This window comes from Bryocella sp. (genome assembly GCF_058498515.1).
Map to the genome: position 1 here is coordinate 134,814 of NZ_JBMHYI010000070.1, position 24,015 is coordinate 158,828.

At 62.1% G+C, this 24,015-nt stretch carries 20 protein-coding genes and 1 tRNA gene; 16 read left to right on the forward strand and 5 right to left on the reverse strand.

Annotated features, from left to right (window positions below; all coding sequences use genetic code 11):
- The first annotated feature begins 85 nt into the window (after positions 1 to 85).
- From AC5E6W_RS20745 to AC5E6W_RS20775, 7 genes are all read left to right on the forward strand, one after another.
- Positions 86 to 2,125, forward strand: a complete 2,040-nt coding sequence (locus tag AC5E6W_RS20745; protein WP_491754249.1) for a pyrroloquinoline quinone-dependent dehydrogenase — start codon at positions 86 to 88, stop codon at positions 2,123 to 2,125.
- Between the two features lie 38 nt (positions 2,126 to 2,163).
- Positions 2,164 to 2,652 (forward strand): c-type cytochrome, encoded by a 489-nt coding sequence (locus AC5E6W_RS20750; protein ID WP_491754250.1) that lies wholly within the window; start codon positions 2,164 to 2,166, stop codon positions 2,650 to 2,652.
- Positions 2,653 to 2,744: 92 nt separating this feature from the next.
- Complete coding sequence (locus tag AC5E6W_RS20755) at positions 2,745 to 4,607, forward strand: thiamine pyrophosphate-binding protein (RefSeq protein ID WP_491754251.1); 1,863 nt, start codon at positions 2,745 to 2,747, stop codon at positions 4,605 to 4,607.
- A gap of 2 nt (positions 4,608 to 4,609) precedes the next feature.
- A complete protein-coding gene (locus AC5E6W_RS20760) occupies positions 4,610 to 5,581 on the forward strand; it encodes a hydroxymethylglutaryl-CoA lyase (RefSeq protein ID WP_491754252.1) in 972 nt (323 codons plus the stop codon).
- A 193-nt stretch (positions 5,582 to 5,774) separates the two neighbouring features.
- On the forward strand, positions 5,775 to 6,560 hold the full coding sequence (locus tag AC5E6W_RS20765) for a ThuA domain-containing protein (RefSeq protein WP_491754253.1): 786 nt from the start codon (positions 5,775 to 5,777) through the stop codon (positions 6,558 to 6,560).
- Between the two features lie 339 nt (positions 6,561 to 6,899).
- Positions 6,900 to 6,974 (forward strand) — tRNA-Gly (locus tag AC5E6W_RS20770).
- A 228-nt stretch (positions 6,975 to 7,202) separates the two neighbouring features.
- The gene (locus AC5E6W_RS20775; protein ID WP_491754254.1) at positions 7,203 to 8,798 is read left to right on the forward strand and encodes a B12-binding domain-containing radical SAM protein; all 1,596 of its coding nucleotides are present in this window, start codon (positions 7,203 to 7,205) and stop codon (positions 8,796 to 8,798) included.
- A gap of 77 nt (positions 8,799 to 8,875) precedes the next feature.
- Here AC5E6W_RS20775 and AC5E6W_RS20780 read toward each other — a convergent pair whose 3' ends face one another.
- Positions 8,876 to 10,516 carry a S41 family peptidase gene (locus AC5E6W_RS20780; protein WP_491754255.1) on the reverse strand — a complete coding sequence of 547 codons (1,641 nt, stop codon included), beginning with the start codon at positions 10,514 to 10,516 and terminating at the stop codon, positions 8,876 to 8,878.
- Between the two features lie 407 nt (positions 10,517 to 10,923).
- On the opposite strand from AC5E6W_RS20780, the gene AC5E6W_RS20785 reads away from it, so the two are divergent.
- Positions 10,924 to 12,948 carry a peptidylprolyl isomerase gene (locus AC5E6W_RS20785; RefSeq protein ID WP_491754256.1) on the forward strand — a complete coding sequence of 675 codons (2,025 nt, stop codon included), beginning with the start codon at positions 10,924 to 10,926 and terminating at the stop codon, positions 12,946 to 12,948.
- A gap of 107 nt (positions 12,949 to 13,055) precedes the next feature.
- Positions 13,056 to 14,105 (forward strand): 3'-5' exoribonuclease YhaM family protein, encoded by a 1,050-nt coding sequence (locus tag AC5E6W_RS20790; RefSeq protein ID WP_491754257.1) that lies wholly within the window; start codon positions 13,056 to 13,058, stop codon positions 14,103 to 14,105.
- Positions 14,106 to 14,116: 11 nt separating this feature from the next.
- Here AC5E6W_RS20790 and AC5E6W_RS20795 read toward each other — a convergent pair whose 3' ends face one another.
- A complete protein-coding gene (locus AC5E6W_RS20795; RefSeq protein ID WP_491754258.1) occupies positions 14,117 to 14,524 on the reverse strand; it encodes a hypothetical protein in 408 nt (135 codons plus the stop codon).
- Positions 14,525 to 14,751: 227 nt separating this feature from the next.
- On the opposite strand from AC5E6W_RS20795, the gene aroC reads away from it, so the two are divergent.
- The 4 genes from aroC to AC5E6W_RS20815 all read left to right on the forward strand — a co-directional run bounded on the left by aroC (position 14,752) and on the right by AC5E6W_RS20815 (position 19,144).
- Positions 14,752 to 15,933: a chorismate synthase gene (aroC, locus tag AC5E6W_RS20800; protein ID WP_491754259.1), complete on the forward strand. Its 1,182-nt coding sequence runs from the start codon at positions 14,752 to 14,754 to the stop codon at positions 15,931 to 15,933.
- Positions 15,934 to 15,961: 28 nt separating this feature from the next.
- On the forward strand, positions 15,962 to 16,540 hold the full coding sequence (gene def, locus AC5E6W_RS20805; protein WP_491754260.1) for a peptide deformylase: 579 nt from the start codon (positions 15,962 to 15,964) through the stop codon (positions 16,538 to 16,540).
- A gap of 152 nt (positions 16,541 to 16,692) precedes the next feature.
- Entirely contained in the window at positions 16,693 to 17,634 is a 942-nt protein-coding gene (gene fmt / locus AC5E6W_RS20810; protein ID WP_491754261.1) for a methionyl-tRNA formyltransferase, read from the forward strand.
- Entirely contained in the window at positions 17,624 to 19,144 is a 1,521-nt protein-coding gene (locus AC5E6W_RS20815) for a transcription antitermination factor NusB (protein ID WP_491754262.1), read from the forward strand. Before fmt ends, AC5E6W_RS20815 begins: the two co-directional genes overlap by 11 nt.
- On the opposite strand, the gene AC5E6W_RS20820 is transcribed toward AC5E6W_RS20815, so the two are convergent.
- From AC5E6W_RS20820 to AC5E6W_RS20830, 3 genes are all read right to left on the reverse strand, one after another.
- Complete coding sequence (locus tag AC5E6W_RS20820) at positions 19,141 to 20,019, reverse strand: PASTA domain-containing protein (protein ID WP_491754263.1); 879 nt, start codon at positions 20,017 to 20,019, stop codon at positions 19,141 to 19,143. The genes AC5E6W_RS20815 and AC5E6W_RS20820 overlap by 4 nt on opposite strands.
- 64 nt (positions 20,020 to 20,083) lie before the next feature.
- Complete coding sequence (locus tag AC5E6W_RS20825) at positions 20,084 to 20,407, reverse strand: hypothetical protein (protein ID WP_491754264.1); 324 nt, start codon at positions 20,405 to 20,407, stop codon at positions 20,084 to 20,086.
- A gap of 48 nt (positions 20,408 to 20,455) precedes the next feature.
- Complete coding sequence (locus AC5E6W_RS20830) at positions 20,456 to 21,091, reverse strand: TetR/AcrR family transcriptional regulator (RefSeq protein WP_491754265.1); 636 nt, start codon at positions 21,089 to 21,091, stop codon at positions 20,456 to 20,458.
- Positions 21,092 to 21,159: 68 nt separating this feature from the next.
- Between AC5E6W_RS20830 and AC5E6W_RS20835 the strand changes: the two genes are divergently transcribed.
- From AC5E6W_RS20835 to AC5E6W_RS20845, 3 genes are all read left to right on the forward strand, one after another.
- Positions 21,160 to 22,044: an aldo/keto reductase family oxidoreductase gene (locus tag AC5E6W_RS20835; RefSeq protein WP_491754266.1), complete on the forward strand. Its 885-nt coding sequence runs from the start codon at positions 21,160 to 21,162 to the stop codon at positions 22,042 to 22,044.
- Between the two features lie 275 nt (positions 22,045 to 22,319).
- The gene (locus tag AC5E6W_RS20840; protein ID WP_491754267.1) at positions 22,320 to 23,354 is read left to right on the forward strand and encodes a hypothetical protein; all 1,035 of its coding nucleotides are present in this window, start codon (positions 22,320 to 22,322) and stop codon (positions 23,352 to 23,354) included.
- A gap of 19 nt (positions 23,355 to 23,373) precedes the next feature.
- Entirely contained in the window at positions 23,374 to 24,009 is a 636-nt protein-coding gene (locus AC5E6W_RS20845; RefSeq protein WP_491754268.1) for a TetR/AcrR family transcriptional regulator, read from the forward strand.
- Positions 24,010 to 24,015 lie beyond the last annotated feature (6 nt).

The window sequence follows — 24,015 nt, forward strand, 5'->3', positions numbered from 1 at the left end:
ATAAGAAAGTCGCCTGGAAGCTTCGCTGCGCCATGCGGAATATGTCGCAAAATTTGAGAGAAGGCATCCGGGAGGAGAGAGTACGTTGAGCAAGGTTGCGGTGGTGGGATATTTGTTGGCTGCGACAACGGCGGTGATGTCGGGGCAGACGGACTGGCCGACGTACGGCCACGACAAGGGCGGCGACCGCTACTCGCCGTTGACGGAGATTACGCCGCGGAATGTGGACCAGCTGAAGGTGGCCTGGGTGTATCACATGAAGCCGGCGACCGCTCCGGAGTTCATGCCGACGAGCCAGTTCGGAGGGCCTCCGGGTGGGCGACGCCCTCCGATGGCCCCTTCCGCGAATGGGCAGGAGCGCCAACAGCCGACGAAGCCACAGCAGGCGCAGCAGAGCGTTCCTGCCGATAATGCGACGGCGCAGGCTCGCGCTGAAGGGGTGCGGCCCGCACCACGAGCAAGCCGCTATCTCGCGTCTGAGGTGACGCCGATTATTGTGGGCGGCCTGATGTATGTGTCGACGCCGTACTCGCGCGTGGTGGCGCTGGAGCCCACGAGCGGCAAAGAGGTGTGGAGTTACACGACTCCGCAGGGCTCGGGGTTTCCTTCGCTGCGTGGTGTGGAGTACTGGCCGGGTGATGCGGGGCATGGGGCGGAGATTATCTTCGGCACGCGTGAGGGGTTGCTGATTGCGCTGGATGCGAAGACGGGCAAGGCGGTTGCGAGCTTTGGCAAAGACGGCGTGGTGGACATGCGCACGCCAGAGGTGATGAACGGCTTCACGCGCGGGATGGGTGTGACGTCGCCGCCGATCGTCTATAAGAACCTGGTGATCACGGGGTCGGCTGTGCCGGAGTCGCCTTCGCAGGGACCGGCGGGCGATGTACGCGCGTGGGATGTGGTAACAGGCAAGCTGGTGTGGACGTTCCATGGCACGCCACGGCCCGGCGAGGTGGGACACGAGACGTGGCATGGCGATGACTGGGTGAAGCGCACTGGTGACAACGTTTGGGGGTTCATGACCGTCGACGCCGCGCGTGGGATTGTGTACATGCCGTTTGGGACTGCGGCTTATGATCGCTTCGGCGCGGATCGTCCGGGGAATAATCTCTTTGGCACATCGCTGGTCGCGGCCGATGCCAATACGGGCAAGCTGTTGTGGTACTTCCAGGTGGTGCACCACGATGAGTGGGACTATGACCTTGAAGCTCCGCCGGTGCTGATGGATATCCACAAGGGTGGGAAGACGATTCCCGCGGTGGCGATCGTGTCGAAGAGCAGCTTGGTGTTCTTCTTCGATCGCGTGACGGGGAAGCCTATCTATCCGATTGAAGAACGCAAGGTGCCGGCGAGCGATGTTCCGGGCGAGCAGATGTCGCCGACGCAGCCGTTTCCGGTGGTGACGCCTCCAGTGTCGAAGACGGACTTCAAGATGTCGGAGGTCGCGACAGTGACGCCGGAGCATGAGGCGTTCTGCCGTGCGTTGATCAAGGACAACAACCTGCAGATGGGTGCGGTATTCACACCACTGCCGAAGGAGAAGACGCTCATCAGCTTCCCGAGCGCCATTGGCGGGGTGAACTGGGGCGGCGCTTCGTACAGCCCGAAGCTGGGGCTGATGTATGTGAACAGCCAGGATCTTGCGCAGCTCGAGGGGCTGTATCCGGATGACAGCGGACCGTATCCGTACCGCATGAGCGGGTCGGTGACGGGACGCTTCTGGGATGAGCCGAAGCGGCTGCCGTGCCAGGAACCACCGTGGGGTGAGATCTATGCGATCAATGTAAACACCGGCAAGATTGCCTGGACCACGACGCTGGGTGTGACGGATTCGCTACCGGAGGGAAAGCAGAAGACCGGGCGGCCCAACATCGGCGGCACGATCGTGACTGCGGGTGGATTGATCTTCATTGGGGCGACGGACGATCAACGCTTTCGAGCGTTCGATGCGAAGAACGGCAAGGAGCTGTGGGCGTACAAGCTGGCTGCGGCTGCGCATGCAGTGCCCTCAACGTATGAGAGCGCTGGGAAGCAGTATGTGGTGATCGCCTCGGCTGGCGGCACGTTCCTCAACGATCCGATTACGGATGACAGCATCACGGCGTTTGCTCTTCCCACGCCGTGAGCGTGGCATCAGACTTCATCGCCCCAAGGAATTTTCTTATGCTGAAGAGGCTCAAGTGGACTCATCGAAGGCTTGGTTATGGGCTTGCCTGTGCGACGGTGCTGTTAGGCGTACGGGAAGCCAATAGCGCTGCGCCGCGAGCAACTGGACTGCCGGAGTTTGTGCCGATGCTGCGCGCCCTGCACGGGACTGAACACCTGGCAGGTCAGGCTGCGACGCCGCCGGGTAGCAGCAAGTCGAGCGCTATTGTTCTGCCAGCAGGCGAGGGCATGGAGCTGACGAAGAAGCTGTGTTCAGGTTGTCATGGCACGGATACGTTTGCACGCCAGCGGCATGACCGCGCGCAGTGGAACCAGATCCTCGACAACATGATGTCGAAGGGGATGGACGCGAGCGACGATGATCTGGACAAGGTTGCGACGTACCTCGCCGCGCACTTTGGTCCTGATGCTCCAGCGGCTACGGCAGCAACAATGCCGCCGGCGAGGCTATCGCCGCATGCCGCGTTGCGTGACGCTACGCGCTAAGTTCCTTGCACGAAATTCCTCGCTGGGCAATGTACCGTGCCGACACCGTTTTATAAGTAGGACCACAGATTCGCTGCACTATGATGGCCCGCATGTCGAACCTTGTTCACAAGTCCGGAGCATACTCCGACGTTCCTATTGAAGATCGCGGAGAGCTGGTCCTGCCCGGGGGACGGCTTGGAGAGATTGCCGCGTATGGGCGTCCGGTTGGGACGCCGGAACGTATCGCTGCCTACCTGCTGACGGACTATCTGGAGCGACTTGGCGTGGAGGTGATCTTCGGGCTGTGCGGCCACACGCTGGTGGGGTTGCTCGATGCGATTGGCAAGAGCAAGATCCGGTTTGTCACAGCGAGGCACGAACAAGTGGCTGCGCATATGGCGGAGGGGTATGCGCGGGTTACTGGCAAACCCGGCGTCCTGATCACGCATCTTGGTCCGGGACTCACCAACGCGATCACGGGCATCGCGAATGCTTCGCTGGACTCCGTGCCGCTGGTGGTGATTGCGGGAGATGTGCCGTCGTACTATTACGGGCGCCATCCGCACCAGGAGTTGAACATGCATGTGGATGGCGGGCAGTCGGAAATGTGCCGCCCCTTCTGCAAGCGTGTGTACCGCGTGGACAACGTCAACGACCTCCCGCGCTGCATCGAGCGCGCGTTTCATCTTGCGGTGAGCGGTCGGCCGGGGCCGGTGCTGGTTGATGTGCCGATGGACCACTTTTCGTCCAACCTCTTCGTCGATGCGTTCAGCAAAGAACCACCGTTTGTCGCAAAGCCGTGCATTGAGCCCTCGATCGCACAGCGCATTGTGGAGGCGCTGGCGGAGGCGAAGAATCCGGTGCTGTATGGCGGAGGGGGCATCACGTCGTCGCTTGTGCCGGAGGCGGCTGGACTGTTCACGGAGCTCGCCGAGCTGCTGGACATGCCGGTGGCGCACACGTTGATGGGTAAGGGATGTATGCCGGATGGACATCCTCTGCTGGCCGGGCAGACAGGTTTCTGGGGCACGCCGGTGGCGAACTCGCTATGCCGCGAAGCCGACTACATCCTCGCGATCGGAACGCGGCTGGCGGAGGCGAATTCAAGCTCGTGGGACTCGCGATACACATTCAATATTCCCCCCACGAAGCTGATCCACATTGACATCGATGCAATGGAGATTGGGCGCAACTATCCAACGTTCATCGGTGCGGTGTCTGACTCGAAGTTGGCGCTGGAGCAACTGGTGAAGGCTGCACGCGAGCTGAAGAGTCAACCTGTGCGTGAAGGTAACGTGCGCAAACGCATCGACGAGAGCAATACGCGCTTCAAGGGGCACTTCACGGAGTTCTATACGTCGAACGCGTTTCCTCTGCGGCCGGAAAGAATTCTTGCTGATCTTCGTGCGGTGCTGCCCGAGGATGGCTACGTTGTCACCGACGTGGGCTGGAATAAGAATGGAGTTGCGCAGCAGTTCTCGTTCAAGCATGCTGGGTCGTTCATCACGCCGAGCGGCCTGGCGACGATGGGTTTTGGAGCAGCGGCAGTGCTGGGCATCAAGCTGGCACGCCCGGAGCGCGCTGCGGTTGCGCTGATTGGCGATGGAGGTTTCTGTGCCGCGAATCCGTCGGTGGTCGCTACGGCGATGGAGGCGAACATTCCGGCGATCTGGATGGTGATGGATAACTCGGCGTTCGGAGTCATCGCGGGCCTGGAGCAGGCAAAGTATGACACGACGTTCGGCACCAAGTTTCTGCGGAATGGAGAGCAGTACAACGTGGACTATGCAGCGATTGCCCGCGCGCACGGAGCCAATGGAATCGACATCCGGGAGGCAAGCGAGCTGAAGCCGGCGATCGAAGCGGCGCTTGCTTCTGACCTGCCGACGTTGATCCGTATCCCTATGGTCAATGTGCCGACGCCGACCCCGGGGCACTGGAACATCAACGACATCTACCGGGTGGGAGAGTAGCCTTGGCGTCGACCATGCATGAAGAGATCGACATCATCGTGAGCGAGGTGGGTCCACGCGACGGGCTGCAGAGCATATCTCGCACGATGCCTACCAAAGCCAAGATTCGATGGATCGAGGCCCTGGCTGCGAGTGGGCTGCGCGAGATCGAGGTGGGTAGCTTCGTGTCTCCCAAGCTGCTGCCGCAGATGGCGGATGCGGCGGAGGTGGTCGCGGCGGCGACGAAGATTGATGGTCTCAAGGTGCTGTCGTTGGCTCCGAATCTCAAGGGCGCGGAGCGAGCGCTTGCGGCGGGTGTTCATGTGATCTCGATGCCTGTGTCGGCGTCGCGCGCACACAGCATGTCGAATGTGCACATGACGCCGGAGGACGCGGTGGAGCAGGTGCGCAAGGTCCGCGTGCTGATCGACGAGCAGGGAAGTGGCACAGGTCTGGAGGTTGGGATCTCCACTGCGTTCGGGTGTTCGATCCAGGGCGATGTGGACGAGGATTACGTGATGGAACTTGCACGGAGCCTCGCTGAAGCTGGCGTTGAGTCGATCGGGCTTTCAGACTCGGTGGGATATGCGAATCCCAGGCAGGTGCGAAGGATGTTTGCGCGGCTGCGTGCGGAGATTGGCGACAAGGCTGGATCGGGACATTTTCACAACACGCGTGGACAGGGGTTGTCGAATGTGGTCGCAGCGCTGGAGGTTGGTGTGACGACGTTCGATGCGTCGCAGGGAGGCATTGGCGGCTGCCCGTATGCTCCGGGAGCGACGGGCAATATCGTCACCGAGGACTTGGTATTTCTGCTGGAGTCCATGGGGCTGCGCACGGGTGTCGATCTTGAGAAGCTGATGGCGGCGCGGGCCATCTTGCATGAGGCGTTGCCGGGAGAACCTATCTACGGCTACACGCCGGATGCGGGCTTGCCGAGGAACTTCACCTATGCGCGCGAGACAATGAAGGAACGAGGAGTCACCCTTGCGTAGCTGGTCGATATCGCGTCATTGTCTGCTGTTGCTTGCAGCATTCGCCACATCAGCTGCGTTGCAGGCGCAGGCGCCTGAAGCTTCGTCGGCCGCTGTGGGGAGTGCTTCGGGTTGTCCGGCTCCGGGAGAAAGGCCGTTCCGCCCAGGCGGCCCGGGAGGTCCCGGTGGCGCTGGCGGCGGACGTCCGGCGAATGTGCCTGTTCCGCCGCAGTCGAGCGGGCTCCCGAAGAAGAAACTGCTGATCTGGGCGGACACGCGCAATGGGATTGCGCAGCACGACATCGCGCATGCGGAGGCTGTGATTGAGGAGCTTGGCTACAAGTCAGGGCTATATGACAGCTACATTCGCACGGACTCGAACATCATTGCCAAGCGGCCCGAGATGACCACAGGCGAGCCGGCAAGCGGCGGCCCGAGTCTGTGCAATGTCGATGCAATTTTCTTCCTGGGCCATCGCGAGATTGAGCTCGATGCGCAGGGCCGCAGTGATCTGTTGTGGTTCGTGCATGATGCAGGTAAGGGCTTCGTCGCAGTGCACACGGGCATAGGCGCGTTCATGTCCTGGCCGGAGTTTGGCGAGATGGTGGGCGGCCGGTACGACGAGCATCCATGGAACACTACGGATGCTCCGCTGGTGGTGGTCGACCCCAGATTTCCGGGCATGGAATTCAAGACGGGTGAGGTCTTCCACGATGAGTTTTACCAGTTGAAGGACTTCAAGGCGGATCAGATCCACGTGGTTCTGTCGATCGACACGAGCAAACTCGACCAGACGCGGCCCTCGGTGCATGCAGGCGATTCGTACGCGCAGGCGTACGCGAAGATGTATGGGAAGGGCCGCGTCTTCTATTCGGGAATCGGACATGCGCCCGCCACGTGGGATGACCCGCGCGTGCAGCAGATGTACCTAGGTGCCATCAAGTGGGTCCTTGGCCTTGTAGATGCCGACACCACTCCAACGCCGTCAACGACAAAGTGATGACGCAGAAGGTCTATCGCGATGAAGCGTAACTTTTGCATCCGATCGCGCTGCGGCGAGCGGCGGTATAGACAGCGCCGATGAGGCCTGGGCTCTTGCCCACGCGCTACAAATGAGGCGGACGGGAAGCTTTGGACCTTGAGCTTGCGTTTCCCATCCAGGGCCGTATGATAGAAACCGAAGCTCCCAAGCGAAACCTTGGGAGCGTGGCACCGTTCGGATGCTGCCGTGCCGGAATGGTTTGCGTGTGGTCTTCATCTGGAGCCCTCATGCTCGACCACGGTGTCATGTGCTTGCGGGTGTCGCCAAAGGCCGCGGGTTACTTGTTTCAGCACTTTGGCGGGAGTAGTTCAGTGGCAGAACGTCAGCTTCCCAAGCTGAATGTCGCCGGTTCGATCCCGGTCTCCCGCTCCAACGTTTCTTCCCGGTGAATTTGCCCGCTGGAACGTTGTCCGTTCCAAATCTGCATCTAAGGTTAGATAGAACGACTTCGTCAGGCGATTTGTCTGGCGAACGGGGATATGATTCCCGAACAACCAGCGGGTCCATTCCCAGTCGCGTCGGCGTTGCAGCTGAACGGAAAAACTTGGTGTGATGCTCTCTGAAACCGCCGCACACGCTTGTGTGGGAAGGCCGGATTCGATGAGCGTACGACTCGTTAATCCCAGCGACAATTCTTTTGGTACTGCAGTGATTACGCCGCGTTGGCTCTTTGTTCTCGCTGCTGCGACGCCGGCCAGCGCAGGCGACCCGATTCTGGTGGATGAGTCCATTGAACAGATCGACCCCGAGACAATTCAGCGCGACGACATCGTGGGGATTAGTGTGCACACCGGCAATGCGTTGCGTGGGTACGAGGTGGGACGCATGGCCCGCGAGCGTGGCGCGTGGGTGGTGTATGGCGGTATCCACGCGACGTTATTTCCCGAAGAAGCCTTCGAGCGCGGTCATGCTCATGCCGTAGTGAAGGGAGATGGCGATGTGGCGTGGGGCAAGGCCGTCAACGATTGCCGCGCTGGGACGCTGGCGCGCGTATACGAAGGTGGACGCATCGACGCCTCGCAGTTTGTTGCTGCTCGATGGGATCTGATGCCGCGCGACAAATACATGTGGGCTTCGGTGCAGACCACGCGCGGATGTCCGAAGCATTGCTCCTTCTGCAGCGTATGGCGCACCGACGGTCAGCAGCCGCGGCAGCGGCCGTTTCAGAGCGTACTCGATGAGATTGTGGACCTGCGCCGGATCGGCTTCCGCTTTATTGCGCTGGCCGATGACAACTTTTATCCGGTCACGCTTACCGATCTTCGCCTTGCCCGGGAGCAGAACAATACTGCCAGGCTGGCCGAGTTGACCGAGATCCGGAAGGGCCGCTTCGAACTCATGGACGCACTGGCCGCGTTGCCGAAGGACATGGTCTTCTTCACGCAGATCACGATGGAAGCAGGCGAAGACGGCGAGTATCTCGATGCCATGCGCAAGGCCAACATCAAAGGCGCGCTGGTTGGCGTTGAGGCGGTGACGCCCGAGGGCCTGAAGGCCGTCTTCAAGGACTGGAATTACTCTGGCGAAGCGCTTGCGATCCAACTGCAAAAGTTCAAGCAGCATGGAGTACACGTGCTCGGCTCTTTCATCTTCGGTCTGCCTTCCGATAAGCCAGCGACGTTCGACTTGACCGTGGAAATGGCGCTGAAGGCCGGTGTTACGTTTGCGCAGTTCGTGATGATGACGCCGTTTCCGGGAACCGTGGACTTTATGCGCTGGGAGAAGGAGCAGGCCGAGAACCCAACCTTTGTCGGCGATGTTCCGATCACGCGCTACTGGCTGATCCCGACTGAGGTGCGGCCGAAGATGTTCACGCCGCATCCCTCGATGACCTCGGATGAAATTCGCGACCGCACCCAGAAGGTTTGGGACCGGTTCTACAATTGGAGCGCCATCTGGCAGCGCTCGGCGTGCACACCAACGCTGCGAGCTCGTGTGGCGTTCATGTTTCTATCCAAGCTTTACCGGCAGATGTATGCGGGCACGGGCATCTCCTCCGACAGCGCGCGACGGAAGAAGTCCAAGCGCTGGGCGCGCTGGACGGCGGCGCAGTGTCGCAAGATCTTCCAGGCGTCGCCCATGCCGGATCTCCAATCGCCGACGGGAAGCCTTGCTCTGGCCGGAGTGTTCGCGGGGCCTGCGTTTGCAGGAGCCGGGGACGCGGGAGCGAAGTCCGCATTCGTCATCATGGACTGAACGCGTCACGCTGAGGATTGCATAGAAGCACGAAGGCCGCCCCGAAAGGCGGCCTTCGTGTTTGTGCTGAAGCACAGTTAGGGGCGAGTGCTGTCCTGGCCGGGGACCTTGGCCGTGGAAGCCGTCTGGGTACCCTTCTGCTGCGAGGGCAGCGTATGGTTCTCGAGCGCGAGGGCCTCGGGCATGAAGGTGAGCGCCTTCTGCACCTGCGGGTCCCACTCCACAATCGCCTCATTGCCGATCATCTGACCGAACTGGGTGGTGAAGAGCTCTTTCTTGATCATCGCCTTCGTCCAGTCGAGGTTGTCGGTGAACTCCTTGTCGGTGAAGTCCACCTTCTGCTGGTGCAGAAAGGACTTGTATTGATCGAGCAGGGCATCGTCGATGATGAGATTCTTCTCCACCTTGTGGTCCGACAAATAGTGCGAGGCGAAGCCAGTGAAGGTGTAGTGGATCAGCGTCATGTCCTGGAAGTGATCGGACTTCAGCTCGGCAATTTTCTCATCCGGCGTGATGCCTCCGCCGCCATAGACCACGCGTCCGGAGTCGGTGTGTTCGACTTCCTTGTTGGTGTCGTTGGCGGGCGCAGCATCGTTGCGGACGTAGTAGTAGTCGTAGAGGCTGACGCCTTCGTAGTTGCGCTGGATGAGGCGGCCCGATGGTGTGTAGTAGTGGTACGTCGTAAGCGCGAGGCCTGTGTTCTCGCTGATCGGGAACACGGTCTGCACCAGGCCCTTGCCGAAGGTGGTCTCGCCGACGATGAGGGCGCGGTCATGGTCCTGCAGCGCGCCAGCCAGGATCTCCGCGGCGGAGGCGCTGTTGCGATTCACCAGCATGACGATAGGGAACTTGAGGTCAGATCCGGACGGTGCGCGGTAGACCTGGTCCGGGAAGGCGCGTCCGCGCTGCGAGACGACGATCTGACCCTTTTGCAGGAACTTGGTGCTGATATCGACGGCTTCGTTCAGCAGGCCACCTGGGTTGCCGCGCAGATCGAGGACAAGCCCCTGAAGATTGGGGCCGAACTTGTCGAGGGCGTCCTGGAGTTCCTTGGCGGTCGTCTCGGATTGGAAGTTGAGGATCCGGGCGTAGCCGATGCCCGGCTTGATCATGAAGGCCAGGTCGACAGTGAGGCGCGGAATCTCGTCGCGGATGAGGTCGAAGGTCAGCGGCTTGGGGGCGCCATCGCGGGCCATCACCACGGTGACATGGGTTCCGCGGGGTCCCTTCAACACATTGGCGACGGCCAGGGTGTCCATGTTCTCGATCTTCTTGCCATCGACGGAGAGGATCACGTCTCCCGGATGAATGCCGGCCTTGTAGGCAGGCGCGCCTTCCATCGGCGCCATGACGACGATCTTCGTTCCCTGGGCCTGGATGCTCATGCCCACGCCGTAGTAGCGGCCGTGCTGCTCCTCGCGCATCTGGGCGAAGGCCTTGGGGTCATAGAAGTTCGAGTGCGGGTCGAGGACATGGAGCATGCCGGGAATCGCGCCGTCGTAGATGGCCTTATCGATGTGGTCGGAGTCCAGTTTGTCGGCGTAGTTCGCCTCGACGATGGAATAGACGTCCGTGAAGGACTTCATCGAGTCGCGCAGCGTGGATTCGTCCGTAGCGGACTGTGCAGCCACCCGGCCGCCGAGCAGCGATCCGGTGATGCCGCACGCGGCGAGGAACAGCGAGGCCGTGAACAGGGCGCGACGCGTGGAAGGGGCCATAACGGGTGGGAACCTCGGTTTCCGAACGCACCCCGGCTCGGTCGCCGAGGGCATATGGATTGGACGGAGTATAGCACCGGGAGGATAGCCGCGACCCCCTCCAAGAGGCTGCGGATGCTTGGCGGGGCCCACGTTGGGACGGCTCTAGCGACCGCTGGAGGAGTCGAGCCCTCTTCGCCGAGGGGGCCTGCGGAAGGGCCTCTGGATCGCCTTCGGCAGGTACGGCGTCCGGGCAGGTAGAATAAGAGCGCTGACACCGCGCGCATGCAACTCACCTCTTCCACCTTTGGTGGTCTATTAGTGGAGACCTCGCGCAATGGATCAGGCAGCACCGGCACGAGAGCCGCAACTGATGCAGGAAGGCAATGGGGCAGGATTGAGGTTGGGCCTCGCCGCCGAAGGAACGGATGACTGAGAAGCTGACACGCACTAGGAAGGCCATGGGCGGAACAGAGTGGGGCCTGACGACGAGCGGCCTGCTCGTGGCTGCCTCGCTCGTAGCAACACTGGCGGTCGCACCTGCGATCCGGGCACAACAGAGCGGTGGCTTCCAGCCGCCGGCCTTTGGCCAGCCCCAGAAACTGCAACTGCCGACGCTGCCGAAACCGCAGGCCATCACGCCGAACGGCGAGGTGGTTGAGGACGTCATCGCACGCGTGAATGACCAGATCATCACGCGTAGCGAGTACGAACGGGCTCAGCAGCAGCTCGTCGAGGACGGCAACCGCGCGCATGCGCCGGAATCCGACGTAGAAGACCGCCTGCACAACCTGCTGCGCGACATGATCGACCAGCAGCTGCTGCTCTCCAAGGGCAAGGAGCTTGGCATCACCGGCGAGGCTGAGACGACCCGCCAGCTCGATGAGATCCGCAAGCAGAACCACCTGGACTCAATGGAGGCGCTGGAGAAGGCCGCCACGCAGCAGGGAGTCTCCTTTGAGGACTTCAAGCAGCGTATCAAGGACCAGGTGATCAGCCAGCAGGTGGTGCGTGAGGAGGTCGGCCGGCGCATCAACATGTCCCACGCGCAGGAGCTGGCGTACTACAACGCGCATCAGCAGGACTTCGCTACCCCGGAGCAGGTGCACCTCAGCGAGATTCTGATTCCCACGCCGGACAACGCGACCGATGCCCAGGTGGCAGCCGCGCAGGCCAAGGCTGACGATCTCAGCGCCAAGCTGAAGGGTGGCGCCAACTTCACGGACCTCGCGAAGGCGAACTCCGGCGGACCCACGGCTTCGGCTGGCGGCGATCTGGGCGACTTCAAACGCGGCACGCTGGGAACGGTACTAGAGAACGCAACGTTTGCCCTGCAGGCGGGCGGCGTGACCGAGCCGATCCGCACGCGCCAGGGCTTCGTGATTCTGCGGGTGGACAGCCATCAGGCCTCGGGTGTTCCTCCGCTGGAGAAGGTGGAACCGCAGGTGCAGGAAGCTCTGTACCTCGACGCCCTGCAGCCAGCCCTGCGTGTCTATCTGACCAAAGCCCGGCAGGACGCTTACCTTGAGGTTGCGAACGGGTTTACGGATACAGGCTCCGTGAAGGCCAAGGCGAACGGCAAGCCGGATATGGCGTTCACGGCCTACAAGCCTCCGGCCATCAAGAAGAAGACATTGAAGAAGCAGCGCCTGGAACAGACCAAGGCAGCGCAGGCGCAGGCCGCACTGGCGGCCGCGCGGGAGAAGGTCGCAGAGAAGCAGGCGGACAAAGCTGCGGCCCAGGCGGCCAAGGTGGGTGGCAAGAGCAATGGCCGCCCGGTGAGGCCGAAGAAAATGCGCAAGGAGAAGATCCGCTTTGGCGAGGCTCCGCAGAATGCGCTGCCCAAGGGCACAGCTGAAACGGCGGTCGAGTCTGCGGGCGCGCCCATCCAGGGGCAGGCTGCAGGTGTAGCGATGTCGCCGACCCAGTCCGTGACTACGATCTCCACCGGAACAGGCGCCGAGGCCACCACACCTGACGAGGATGCTCTGGCGCAAGCCGACGAGGCCCCGAAGAAGAAGTCCCGCTACACCTCACGCGAGAGCGAGGCGCAAGAGCAGAAGGCCACGAAGAACCTGACCAAGGCGGAGCAGAAGGCCACCACTCGACCGGTTGCGGCGACGGTGCAGGAGACGGATACCGAAAAGGTCCAGGCCAAGCCGCTGGGCCTGAACGGCGATACTGTTGCGAAGAAAAAGGTGAAGCGCAAGAAGGGTGATCCGAAGAATCGTCTACAGGAGAAGCCGAAGGAAGCCGAGCCGGCTCCTCCGGAGCCCACGGTCAACCCGACGCTCGCGAAGACTCCGGTCGCACCGAGCAGCGCAACGCCCCCGTCCTCGGACACGACCACGTTGCCTCCGACGACGACTGGCGCTCCGGGCTCCAACCCGACGGGCCAGCCGATCCCGAAGACAACCTCGGCCAGCCCGACTCCGCCTCCCAGCACACTGTAGGGGATAACAGGAAGCATGAAAGCAGGGCGCGATCTTCGGATCGCGCCCTTTGATTTGTGTCGGCCCCGGCGTCAACGCACTGCTTGCCTTCGGATAGGATCGTACCGATGAAGAGCTTTTATATCGCCGATTCGGCGAACTTCGAGAACCAGACCATCCAGAGCTACTTTGTGGTGGCCGCTGTGAACGTGCGTGAGAAGACCTCGGGCGGCCAATACCTCGCCTTTACGCTGGCGGACAAGACCGGCCAGTTCGAGGCGCGGATGTGGGACAGCATCGCCAGGGCCGTGGAGACCTGCAAGGTTGGCTGCTACGTGAAGGCCGAGGGCATCGTGAATGCCTACAATGGCAAGTTCCAGCTCAAGGTCAACCGCGTTCGCATCGCCGACGAGGGAGAGATCGATCCCGCCGACTTCGTTCCTTCCTCGCAGTACAGTGCGGAGGAGATGGAAGCGGAGCTGCGCGGCTACGTCGAAGGCTTCCGCGAGCCACACCTGCGTGCGCTGGTCTTCGCCTTCCTCGACGACCCCGAGATTGGCCCCGCCTTTCGCGACGCCCCCGCCGCGAAGAGGTTGCACCACGCCTGGTTGCACGGCCTGCTGGAGCACGTCCTGTACCTGGTGCGCGTCATTCGCGCGATTGCGCCGTTTTATCCAGAGGCAGACCTCGACCTGGTCACCACCGGGGCGATCCTGCACGATGTTGGCAAGGTTCGAGAGCTGAGCTGGCGTTCAAGCTTCGAGTACACGCTGGAGGGCCAACTCATCGGCCACATCTCGATCGCGCAGGCCATGCTGACGGAGAAGATCCTCGCGCTTGATGCTGTCGCGCGTGCGACCGCGGCAGAGTCTGGCGCCGAACCGGATCTCTTTCCGCCCAAGCTGCGCCTGCTCCTCGAGCACATGATCCTGTCCCACCACGGCAAGCTGGAGTTCGGTTCGCCCAAGCTACCGATGACGCCGGAGGCGATGCTGCTGAGCGCGCTCGACGACCTCGAGGCCAAGTTCCAGACCCTGCGCAACGCCTTCGCCGAGCAGAAGACCGCGGGCAAACCTACCGGGCAGGTCACCGAGTGGGTCCGCTCGATGGAGCGTCCGTTGTTCGACTCACGGACTTGGCTTGACGAGCGTGAGGCCGAGACGCAGGACGCTGACTGAAAGGTCTTCTTTCAGCGGCCGGGAGCTACCGCCGCGGGAGCCGCGACCGAGGTAACAGCAGGATCGCTGGGCTTTTCGACGACCGGTACCGCGGCGATCGGGGCCGGCTGGTTGACGATGGTGGCGGCCGGAACCGGAGCCGCCGCTGGATCCGGGGTTGAGCTATCGGGGGTAGTCGCTGGGTCGGGGACCTGGACTGTCGTTAAGACGGTGGAGCTGGAAGGCACGCTGGGTGCCGTGGCGGCGGCGACGGCGTCCACGCTGATGTCCACGAAGTCCATGATCTGGGCAATCATGTTGCCGCTGGCCATATCCTTGGAGAGTTGTTTCTGGGCGGCATCGAGCTGCTTCTCCATCGCCGCGTTTTCCTGCGAGGCAGACGGCAGTTCGCTGCGGAAGGTGACTCGGGTGACATACACGGTAGACCTCTCGCCATTTTGGCGCAAGCGCCCAAATGGGTGTGGTGGCTCCGGGAGGCGCCACGTTGGGCTTGTCCGAGAAATCGGCTTCGGGGCCGGTTCTATCAGGGACTTCCTATCCGGATACAAAAAGCGCTGAAAGGGATCGTAACTGTCTGCGATTCTGACAGGGACTCCAGGGGCGACGCGGGCAAAACTCCGCCAGCGCGACCTATAATCAATAGTTCATGCTTCGTTTTTCTACAGCGGGAGAGAGCCACGGCGAGGCGCTGGTGGCTATGGTGAGTGGAGTTCCGGCAGGGGTCGAGGTCGACCCCGCGTTCGTCAGCCGGGAGATGTGGCGGCGTCAGCAGGGTTACGGCCGCGGTGGTCGCATGCGCATCGAGCAGGATCAGGCGCATATCCTGTCCGGCGTGCGGCACGGCAAGACCATCGGCTCACCGATCGCAATGACCATCGCCAACAACGATTGGAAGAACTGGCAGGAGATCCTGCCGGTCGAGACGGGCGACGCGGAGAAGCACAAGGCTGTCGCGAGCCCTCGCCCCGGTCACGCGGACCTTGCTGGAGCCCTGAAATATGACTTTAAGGATGCCCGCTATGTACTTGAGCGCGCTAGTGCTCGTGAGTCCGCAGCGCGTGTGGCGTGCGGTGCTATTGCGAAGTCGATCCTGAAGCCCCTGGGTATCGAGGTAGCCAGCCATGTCATCCGCGTCGGCGAGGCTGAGTTGAGCCGCCCCGCAACCTTCGCCGAGATCCTGGCTATCGCGGAGCGCGAGCAGGTGATGCTGGCCTGCGTGGATCCCGAAGATGAGGCGCGCATGAAGGCCGAGGTCGACAAGGCGCTGCGCACCGGCGACACCGTCGGTGGCATCTTCGAGGTCGTCGTCCATGGGCTGCCAGCTGGAGTTGGCACTCATGTGAACTGGGACGAGCGCCTGGACGGTCTTCTGGCGCAGTCGGTGATGAGCCTTCAGGCAGTAAAGGCGGTGGAGATTGGGCGGGGAGTGACGGCAGCCAGCTCGCCGGGCTCGACGGTGCACGATGCGATCACTTATGCTGCCGACGAGCCGGCGGACAAGTACACCCGCTTCACCCGTGAACAGAACAACGCAGGCGGTATCGAAGGCGGCATGTCGAACGGCGAAGATGTGGTCGTGCGCGGCTATCTGAAGCCCATCTCGACGCTGCGCCGGCCACTGGCTTCGGTGAGCTTTGAGACCCGTGAGGTGACCAAGGCATCTTATGAGCGGTCCGATGTTGCGGTCGTCCCGGCGGCAGGCGTCGCAGGTGAGGCTATGGTCGCATTGACGGTTGCGCGCTGCGTGCTGGAGAAGTTTGGAGGCGACAGCCTTCGCGAGCTACAGCGGAACTTCGACGGCTACTGCGAGCAGATCCGCGCGTTTTGAGTTCCGGATCCATAGAGAGAGCAGATCGATGAGTGCAGCTAAAGCAAATACAAAGAATAAGATCGAAGAAGAGGTCGAAGTTCTGGATCCACTTCGCAAGATCTACGAGGTCGTGAAGTATCCCGAGCCTGTTCTCATGAAGATGGGCGAGAAGGTGACAGAGTTCGGCCCAGAACTGGAAGCCTTCGTCGCGGACATGTTCGCGACCATGTACGCCGCACAGGGTATCGGGCTAGCCGCTCCGCAGATCGGGGTATCGAAGCAGATTGCAGTCATTGACGTCAGCTTCAAGGAAGATCCAGCGGCGAAGCTTGTGCTGATCAACCCCGAGGTGATCGACAACGAGGGTAAGCAATACGAGGAAGAGGGCTGCCTCAGCTTCCCAGATATTCGCGAGAAGATCCAGCGTGCTTCATGGGCTAAAGTCCGTGCACAGAACGAAAAAGGTGAGTTCTTTGAGGTGGAGGGTGAGGAGCTGCTGGCGCGCGCTCTGCAGCACGAGATCGACCACCTCCATGGCGTGCTTTTCATCGACCGCATCAGCAAGCTGAAGCAGGACCTGGTGAAGCGCCGCATCAAGAAGCTGATTAAGGCCGGCGACTGGTAGAGCGGAACGTTCTCCGCTCGTCCGTCTCCGGCCCCGTTTCGGAGCGTTCCTCGACAACAGGACGAGGCGTGTGTAGCCAAGCAAGAACGGGCCACCGAGAACTGACAACGAAGAACTGAGAACACGGAGCCTCGCGGCTCCGAGGAGCAACATTGAGAGTCGTCTTCTGCGGTACGCCCGAGTTTGCCGTGCCGTGCCTTGAGGCCGTGCTGGCTGCCGAGCACGAGGTGCCGCTGGTATTGACCCAGCCGGATCGTCCGGCGGGCCGCAAGATGGAACTGCAGGCCCCGCCCGTGAAGAAGCTGGCCGAGTTGCGAGGGCTGCGCATCCTTCAGCCGGAAAAGATCAAGAACAACAGGGAGTTGCGGGCGGAACTGGAGGTCATTCGGCCAGATGTTATCGCAGTCGTGGCCTACGGGAGAATCATCCCCGGCTGGATGCTGGACCTGCCTCGCTTTGGGTGCATCAACGTCCACGGATCTCTACTGCCGAAGTATCGGGGCGCGGCGCCGATCCAGTGGGCGGTAGCGAATGGCGAGACGGAGACCGGTGTGACCACGATGAAGCTCGACGCTGGTCTGGATACCGGAGACATGCTGCTCGCAGTTCATGTCCCCATTGGTCCGGACATGCGGTCACCCGATCTTTTTCCACAGCTTTCGAAGATTGGTGCGCAGGCCCTTGTCGACACCCTAGCCGGACTCGGAGCAGGGACGATTGCTCCACGGCAGCAGGACGATTCGCAGGCTACGCTGGCCCCTATCCTCACTCGGGACGACGGCCGGATGAAGCTCGCCGAGCGACCGGCCGTAGAGGTCTACAACCGCTTCCGGGGTTTTTCCCCCTGGCCGGGAGCTTGGGAGATACTCCGGGGTAAGCGATTTCTTGTCCATGATATGGCAAGGGGTATTGATGTCTTGGCTCAGGATCGAATGAGCCCTGGAGAGCTTTGTCTCGTTGACGGACGGCTTCTGGCGGGTACGGCGGATGGGGTAATGGAATTATTGGAAGTGCAGCTTGAAGGGAAGTCACGTATGAGTGGAGTTGAGTTTGCGAAGGGCTTCCAGCTGAAGCCAGGAGAGCGTGTTGAGTAACCCTCGCCCGCCCAACGGTGGAAAACCTGGTGGTGGAAAATCCGGAGGCGGTCGGCCGCGTCCTCAGGCCTGGAAGACGACGGGAAAGCCCGCACCTAAGGGACAGATGTCGGGTGCCCCGACCCCGGCCGCGGTGCCTGCTCCAGCCAAGCCGATCAGCCCGGCGCGCAAGGCCGCGTTCGCCATCCTCGAGCGGGTGCTCGACTCCGATGCGCACAGCGACGACCTGCTGCATGGGCCAGGGATGGCCGGGCTGTCGCAGCAGGACAAAAATCTGACGATGGCTCTGGTGCTCGGAACGCTGCGGTGGAAGCTGGCACTCGATGCCGAGTTGATCCCGCTCCTCGCGCGCCCCGACGTCCGGCTCTCAAATGCTGTGGCAACCACCTTGGAGCTGGGAGCGTTTCAGCTGCGGCACATGGATCGTATCCCGGTGCATGCGGCGCTGGACGAGAGCGTGGAGCTGGTCCGCGCGGCCGGACAGTCGCATGCGACCGGCATGGTGAATGCGGTGCTCCGGAAGCTGTCCGTCCAGAAGCCGCCAACCCCGAAGGTCTTCGAGACGGCGGCGCAGCTGGCCGAACGGCTCGGGCACCCCGACTGGCTGGTCGAGCGCTGGGTGAGGAACTACGGTCTCGCATCGGCGAAGGCAATTTGCGAGTACGACCAGCGGGAGTTGGGGTCGGTCGCTGCTGGCGCGGCTTCTACGTCCGAGTCCGAAGAATCCGAGGAGTCCGCGCCGGAGACCATTGAGAGGGAAGTTCCAGACGAACCCGTCGCCTCGGCCGCGGAGCCGATTGAAGTCACTGGACCGCCGGTCGGAGCTCTCGATCCGGGGTCGCGACTAGTTGCGGAGCTCACGGCAGCTCTCGCGCCCGCAAGCGACACCCCGCTGCGCGTCTGGGACGCCTGCGCGGCACCCGGTGGAAAGACACGCATCCTCGCCGATCTGCTTCCCGGGTCAGAGATTTTGGCGACCGACGCTAGCCCGCGGCGTCTGAAGGGGATGGCGGAGCGGTTGGAGCGCGATGGGTTGAGTGGCCAGATCCGGACGGAGGTCGCCGAGGCTGAGACGCTTCCTGCCGAGTCGGGCGAGTTCGACCTGATCCTCTGCGATGCCCCGTGCTCGGGCACTGGGACGCTGGCTCGCAACCCGGAGATCCGTCTTCGGCTGGAGCCTGCGGAACTGGGCCGGCAGGCGAAGCGCCAGCGCGAGATCCTGCGCGTGGCGCTGGGCCGGCTGCGGCCTGGAGGCCGGCTCGTGTATTCGACCTGCTCGCTGGAGCCGGAGGAGAACGAGGCGGTGGTGGAGTGGGTGATGCGGAAGGTGACCGGCATGAGCCCGGTTGACCTCACTGCGCTCGTTGGGGAGAAGGTATCTGCCGAGACGGCGGCCGCCATCGTCCGCAACGGCTGCCTTCGCACCCTCCCGGGAGCGAACTTCGCAGGTGACGGCTTCTTCGCTGCGGCGTTCGAGCGGGGAGTTTCGCTCGTCGACAATCCTGACTAGTGGGACTCGTTCGGCGCGGCCTGGCCCGAAGTCGCTGCCGCCGGTGAGGCAGCGGTGGACCCAGTTGGCCGGTAGTTGCCGAAGTACAGCTTCACGACGTCGCCGCGGCTGGCACGATGCCCGGATTCGGGCAACTGGGTCATGACCGGCCCTCCGGGATAGACCGGGGCTGGCCGGGCGACGGCTGGCGCTGTGGCTCCGGTTTGGGCCGGCGTGGGGGAGCTAGACTGCTGAGCGATGACTATGGGTGTCGGAGCTGGCTGCGGCATGTCGCCGATGGCAGCAACCTTGAGGCCCAGCGCGATGGCGGCACGATTCGCCGCAGGGAAGCTCATGCCAACGAACGACGGCATCACGAAGGCGCTCGCGGCGGTGGCGGCATTGGAACTCAGCAGCAGGGAGACGCGCGGCTGATCGACGCCGGCGTTGGGTGGGGGCGTCTGCGCCAGCACCATGTCGGGATCGCCGGGGGCGTCCACGTGGGCGAGGGTGCCGAGGTCGAGCTGATCGCGGCGCACCGACATGGATGCCGCACGGACCGGCTGACCAACGACATCAGGGATGCTGACCTCCTGCGGCCCCAGGCTGACCGTCACGCGTACCTGCCAGCCGTGGCGAACGCGCGAGCCAGCGGACGGTGCTTGCGAGAGGACACGCCCAGCGGGGACGGTCGTCGAGTAGAACTTGTTCTCGATGTAGAGATCGACTCCGGAATGCAGCGCCGAGGTAGAGGCCTCGGGGATGGTATTGCCCGCAAGGTCCGGCACTGTGACTTCGTGTCCATGAATGGCAATGCGCAGCGTCAACGCCGCGGAGATCATCATGACGGCGAGCATGCAGAGCACGGTGAAGACGAACTGGATCTTGCGCTTCATGAGGAGGAACCCGGTCGAGAAACTCAGGATACGCGATTGGGTGCGCGTGGCCGCCGAAAGGTTGTTACCGAGGGCGGACTTCCTGGCGTGAGAGCATACCGTCGACCAGCGCGTTCCACTCTGCGTCGAGTTCTGGGCGTCGATACTCCGATCCGGCGCGCTGATACCAGTAGTCCGCGTTCCAGGCGTTACCCTCTTTGCGGTGGAGATAGGCATGCACGGCCATTCCCTCCGGGGTGCTCAGGTCGTCGACCAGGCCATGGGCGCGGCCCCAATCGCCCTTCGCATCCCACCACAGCGCCTGCAGCGTGACCGGCAGACCGCGAGGCGGGGCGTCGAGGGAGAGCGAGGCGTTGAAGTCTGCTGACGTCATGGCAGTCCTTGTCATGAATGTATCGCGTCGATACCCAACGCCGCCGCCGAGCTGCTCTGAAGGTCAGGCGGCCTTCATGCAGGTCCGAAGATAGCTGTGCACCATCACGAGGAGTTCTTCCCGCAGCGGACCAAATTCTCGCTCGGGCGACTTCGACTCCAGTAGCCGTCGCGAGGTTCCATTGAAGGCCGCCAGGACCATAGCGGCGACGATCTCCGGTTCCTTGCTCAAGCCCTCATGAGCTGTGGAGAAAAGCTCGGCGACGCGGCGGACACCCCGCTGCCCGGCAGCCTTGGCGATGGCAGCGCCGTCAACGTCCGAGCTCACCGCGTAGAGCGAAGCACTGGCTTTCACGCTCTTCATCTTCGCGGCAAGGTAGGAGTCGAGCAGCGCCGTGCCCATCTCCAACAGGCCCTTGCCGCGGTGTTCGGTGCAGGCGCGCTCGACAGCTCCGGAGACCTCATCCATGTGCCGCTTCAACGCTGCCTTCAGCAGGGCGCTCTTGTTTGGGAAGTACTGGTAAAGCGTGCCGACGGAGACTCCCGCCCGCTGGGCGACGAGCGTTGTCGTCAGGCGCTCCTTGCCCACAGCGACGAGAACCTGAATGCTGGCCTCGAGAATGGCCTCCACCGTGACGGCGGAACGGGCCTGGAGGGGCGTCTTTCGCGGCTGCAGAGGAGGTTGGGTGGCGATGGGCAAATGCGAACTCCAAAGCTGAAGGTTTCTTCATCTAACCATACAAAGCTCGACAAAGCTTGGAGGAAGAGATGAGCCAGCAGCAGAAGACATTGGGGGGCACGTTCACACTGCCCGGAACCGAGATCAAGATCCAGCGCATGGGCTATGGAGCGATGCAACTCGCCGGCCCGGGAGTCTTCGGTCCGCCGAAGGATAGGGATGCCGCCGTGGCAGTGCTGCGCGAGGCCATAGCCTCCGGCGTCGACCACATCGATACGAGCGATTTCTACGGCCCGCACGTCACGAACGAGATCATTCGCGAGGCGCTGTCGCCCTATCCCGCGAGCCTGACCATTGTCACTAAAGTTGGCGGCCGCCGCGGGCCGACAGGCGAGTGGCTTCCTGCGGCCAGCCCCGAAGAGCTGAAGCAGGGGGTCCATGACAACCTGAAGAACCTCGGCCTGGAGGCGCTCGAGGTGGTGAACCTTCGCCTCTGGGGAGATCAAGGTCACGGTCCCAGCGAGGAGTCGCTTGCTGAGCGCTTCAACGTGATGGTAGAGCTGCAGAAGGAAGGCCTGGTCAAGCACATTGGCCTGAGCAATGTGACGGCGAAGCAGGTCGACGAAGCCCTGGCGATCGCGCCGATTGTCTGCGTGCAGAACCTCTACAACGTGGCGGTCCGGAGCGATGATGCCTTGATCGACTCACTAGCGGCGAAGGGAATCGCGTATGTGCCATTCTTCCCGTTGGGAGGCTTCACGCCGCTGCAGGCGAACGAGCTGAACGAGGTCGCAGCAAGCCTTCGTGCGACGCCGATGCAGGTGGCTTTGGCGTGGCTGCTGCAGCGCTCGCCGAACATCCTGCTCATTCCTGGGACCTCGTCCGTAGGCCATCTGCGCGAGAACCTGGCAGCAGCGGAGCTAGTGTTGCCGGCCGAGGCCATCGAGACGCTGAATCGCATTGGCTCAAAGTAAACAAGTCGGCCAGGATTGCGCTGCGGGGATCAGGCTCCGTGGCGTAATCCCGGCTGATGTCTGGTGCAGGCGCTACCTGAGCTGTGATCCAGATCAAGGTAAATGAGCCGGACCCCGGTTTGCGTACCGGCGGGAATTTATTTAAACGAAGAGAGATGTCCTGCGTCTCTTGCAATAGCCAATGAGAACCAGGCGGAGGGGGTCAGAGATAGAGTGACTCCTGGTCTGGATTAATGTATACCTACTAGTACGAATTAATTTGGAGATGAACTTTTATGCGCGTCTTTCCCCGTAATCCTGCTGTCTTTGCTGCTTCGTTCCTCGTCAAAATGCTGGTCTTCGCGGCGTGCGCTCAGAATCCTGAGCCTGCACTCCCGGCCGTACCCCACGTCACTCAATGGTCTACGGCAGGCGTAGAGCATGTCTACGGCCTCATGGAGGCCAAAGCTCACGCCAGAGGATCCTTGATCCTGACTACAGATGCGTTAAGCTTCGAGGGCAAGAACGCGCATGTGCTCATTCCGCGGTCGCTACTGCGGTCGATCAGCACTGGCCACGATCGCGTGGAGCTGTTCGGCATCACGGGGCAGATACTCCGAATGGCGATCCCTGACGGCGGTGGGCTCGCCGCAGCGGCACTGATGCATCATCGGGTCGACATGCTCACGGTGCGGTATGTCGATGCTAAAGGCGGGGATCATGCGGCGGTCTTTTATCTTCCAGCGGCCGAAGCCGGTCCCGCGATCGCCGCATTCGGCATGCCGATTGTCCCGCTTGCGCGGGAGGCGGCGGTGGTCTGCCAGGGGGCGCCGGCGGAGCCGGGAAGTGTCCTTGTTACGACTTCCGGATGGGAAGATTCGCAGGTGCCTGCAGCGTATCGTGCGCTGGTTTATGAACATGTGATCGAACGTCTTCGCAAGAGCAAGAGTGTGAGCTACGTGTACCGCAGCGGAGAGTCGGGCAGAGGTGGCGTGTGCGCACAGCATGTGATTACGCTTACGCTCGGTGGCTTTCGTCCGGGCAATCAGGTGAAGCGTTCGGCTTTGGGACCAGTAGGAATGTTTGTGGGCACCACGCAGATGAGCGCTTCTGTGAGGATCACCGACGAAGGACGAAACCTGAACAGCGTGGAAGAGATCAAGTCTTCCGTCCGCGACCAGTCTGAAAGCATCGCGGTCGCGGACAAGATCGCGAAGACAGTGACGAAGCGATACGAGTCGGCCGTGGCGCACTCGAATGTAGTTGTGCCGCGGTCTGCGGGTGAGGGTGGTGGATCGTTGCCGCAACAACCTGCTGAAGCGATCGAATAGCTCATCTAGGATGGATATATTGGCGACGTTGACGATGGCTCCGCAGAAGCTGAATAAGCATGAACAGAAGACGAGGGAGACCCGCATCTGCCTCTTGAAGGCAGCGCAGGAGATCTTCCTTCGCGATGGGTATGAGCAGGCGGAGCTTGGCGAGATCGCCAAGCTCGCCGGCCGTACGAAGGGTGCGATTTATGCACAGTTTGCCAGCAAGGAAGAGGTTTTCCTGGCTCTGGTGGAGGTGCAGGCATTGCAGCGCCGGGAGCTGATGCGGGAGCTGCTCACGAAATCGAAGAGCCTCGAAGGCAACTGGGAAGCCTTCCGCACCTTATTCATGCACTTTGTCGGGGACAACACCTGGGGCCAGCTGTTGCTGGAGTTCAAGCTCTACTCCCTGCGGCATCCCGAATCGCACAAGCGGCTGCAAGAGGTCTACGCGGCGATTACAGTTGCGAACGAGGAAGAGCGATACACCCAGTTGTTGGGACCGCCGAAGAGAGGCAAGAACGCGATCAGCCGCACTGCGGCCATCCACTCGATCTTTGGGATGTTGACGGGGCTGGTGCTGGAGTCAAAGTTTGATCCCAAAGTAGTGAGTGAGGATTCGGTGAAGCTGATCGCGGCGAAGCTGTTCGACGCGATGATGGACCGGAAGTAGCGTACC

Bases quoted from the DNA above. Each gene is read 5' to 3' on its own strand.
- AC5E6W_RS20750 (WP_491754250.1), top strand. From the start codon at position 2,164: ATGCTGAAGAGGCTCAAGTGGACTCATCGAAGGCTTGGTTATGGGCTT.
- AC5E6W_RS20755 (WP_491754251.1), top strand. From the start codon at position 2,745: ATGTCGAACCTTGTTCACAAGTCCGGAGCATACTCCGACGTTCCTATT.
- AC5E6W_RS20775 (WP_491754254.1), top strand. From the start codon at position 7,203: ATGAGCGTACGACTCGTTAATCCCAGCGACAATTCTTTTGGTACTGCA.
- AC5E6W_RS20780 (WP_491754255.1), bottom strand. From the start codon at position 10,516: ATGGCCCCTTCCACGCGTCGCGCCCTGTTCACGGCCTCGCTGTTCCTC.
- AC5E6W_RS20785 (WP_491754256.1), top strand. From the start codon at position 10,924: ATGACTGAGAAGCTGACACGCACTAGGAAGGCCATGGGCGGAACAGAG.
- AC5E6W_RS20790 (WP_491754257.1), top strand. From the start codon at position 13,056: ATGAAGAGCTTTTATATCGCCGATTCGGCGAACTTCGAGAACCAGACC.
- aroC (WP_491754259.1), top strand. From the start codon at position 14,752: ATGCTTCGTTTTTCTACAGCGGGAGAGAGCCACGGCGAGGCGCTGGTG.
- def (WP_491754260.1), top strand. From the start codon at position 15,962: ATGAGTGCAGCTAAAGCAAATACAAAGAATAAGATCGAAGAAGAGGTC.
- AC5E6W_RS20820 (WP_491754263.1), bottom strand. From the start codon at position 20,019: ATGAAGCGCAAGATCCAGTTCGTCTTCACCGTGCTCTGCATGCTCGCC.
- AC5E6W_RS20825 (WP_491754264.1), bottom strand. From the start codon at position 20,407: ATGACAAGGACTGCCATGACGTCAGCAGACTTCAACGCCTCGCTCTCC.
- AC5E6W_RS20835 (WP_491754266.1), top strand. From the start codon at position 21,160: ATGAGCCAGCAGCAGAAGACATTGGGGGGCACGTTCACACTGCCCGGA.
- AC5E6W_RS20840 (WP_491754267.1), top strand. From the start codon at position 22,320: ATGCGCGTCTTTCCCCGTAATCCTGCTGTCTTTGCTGCTTCGTTCCTC.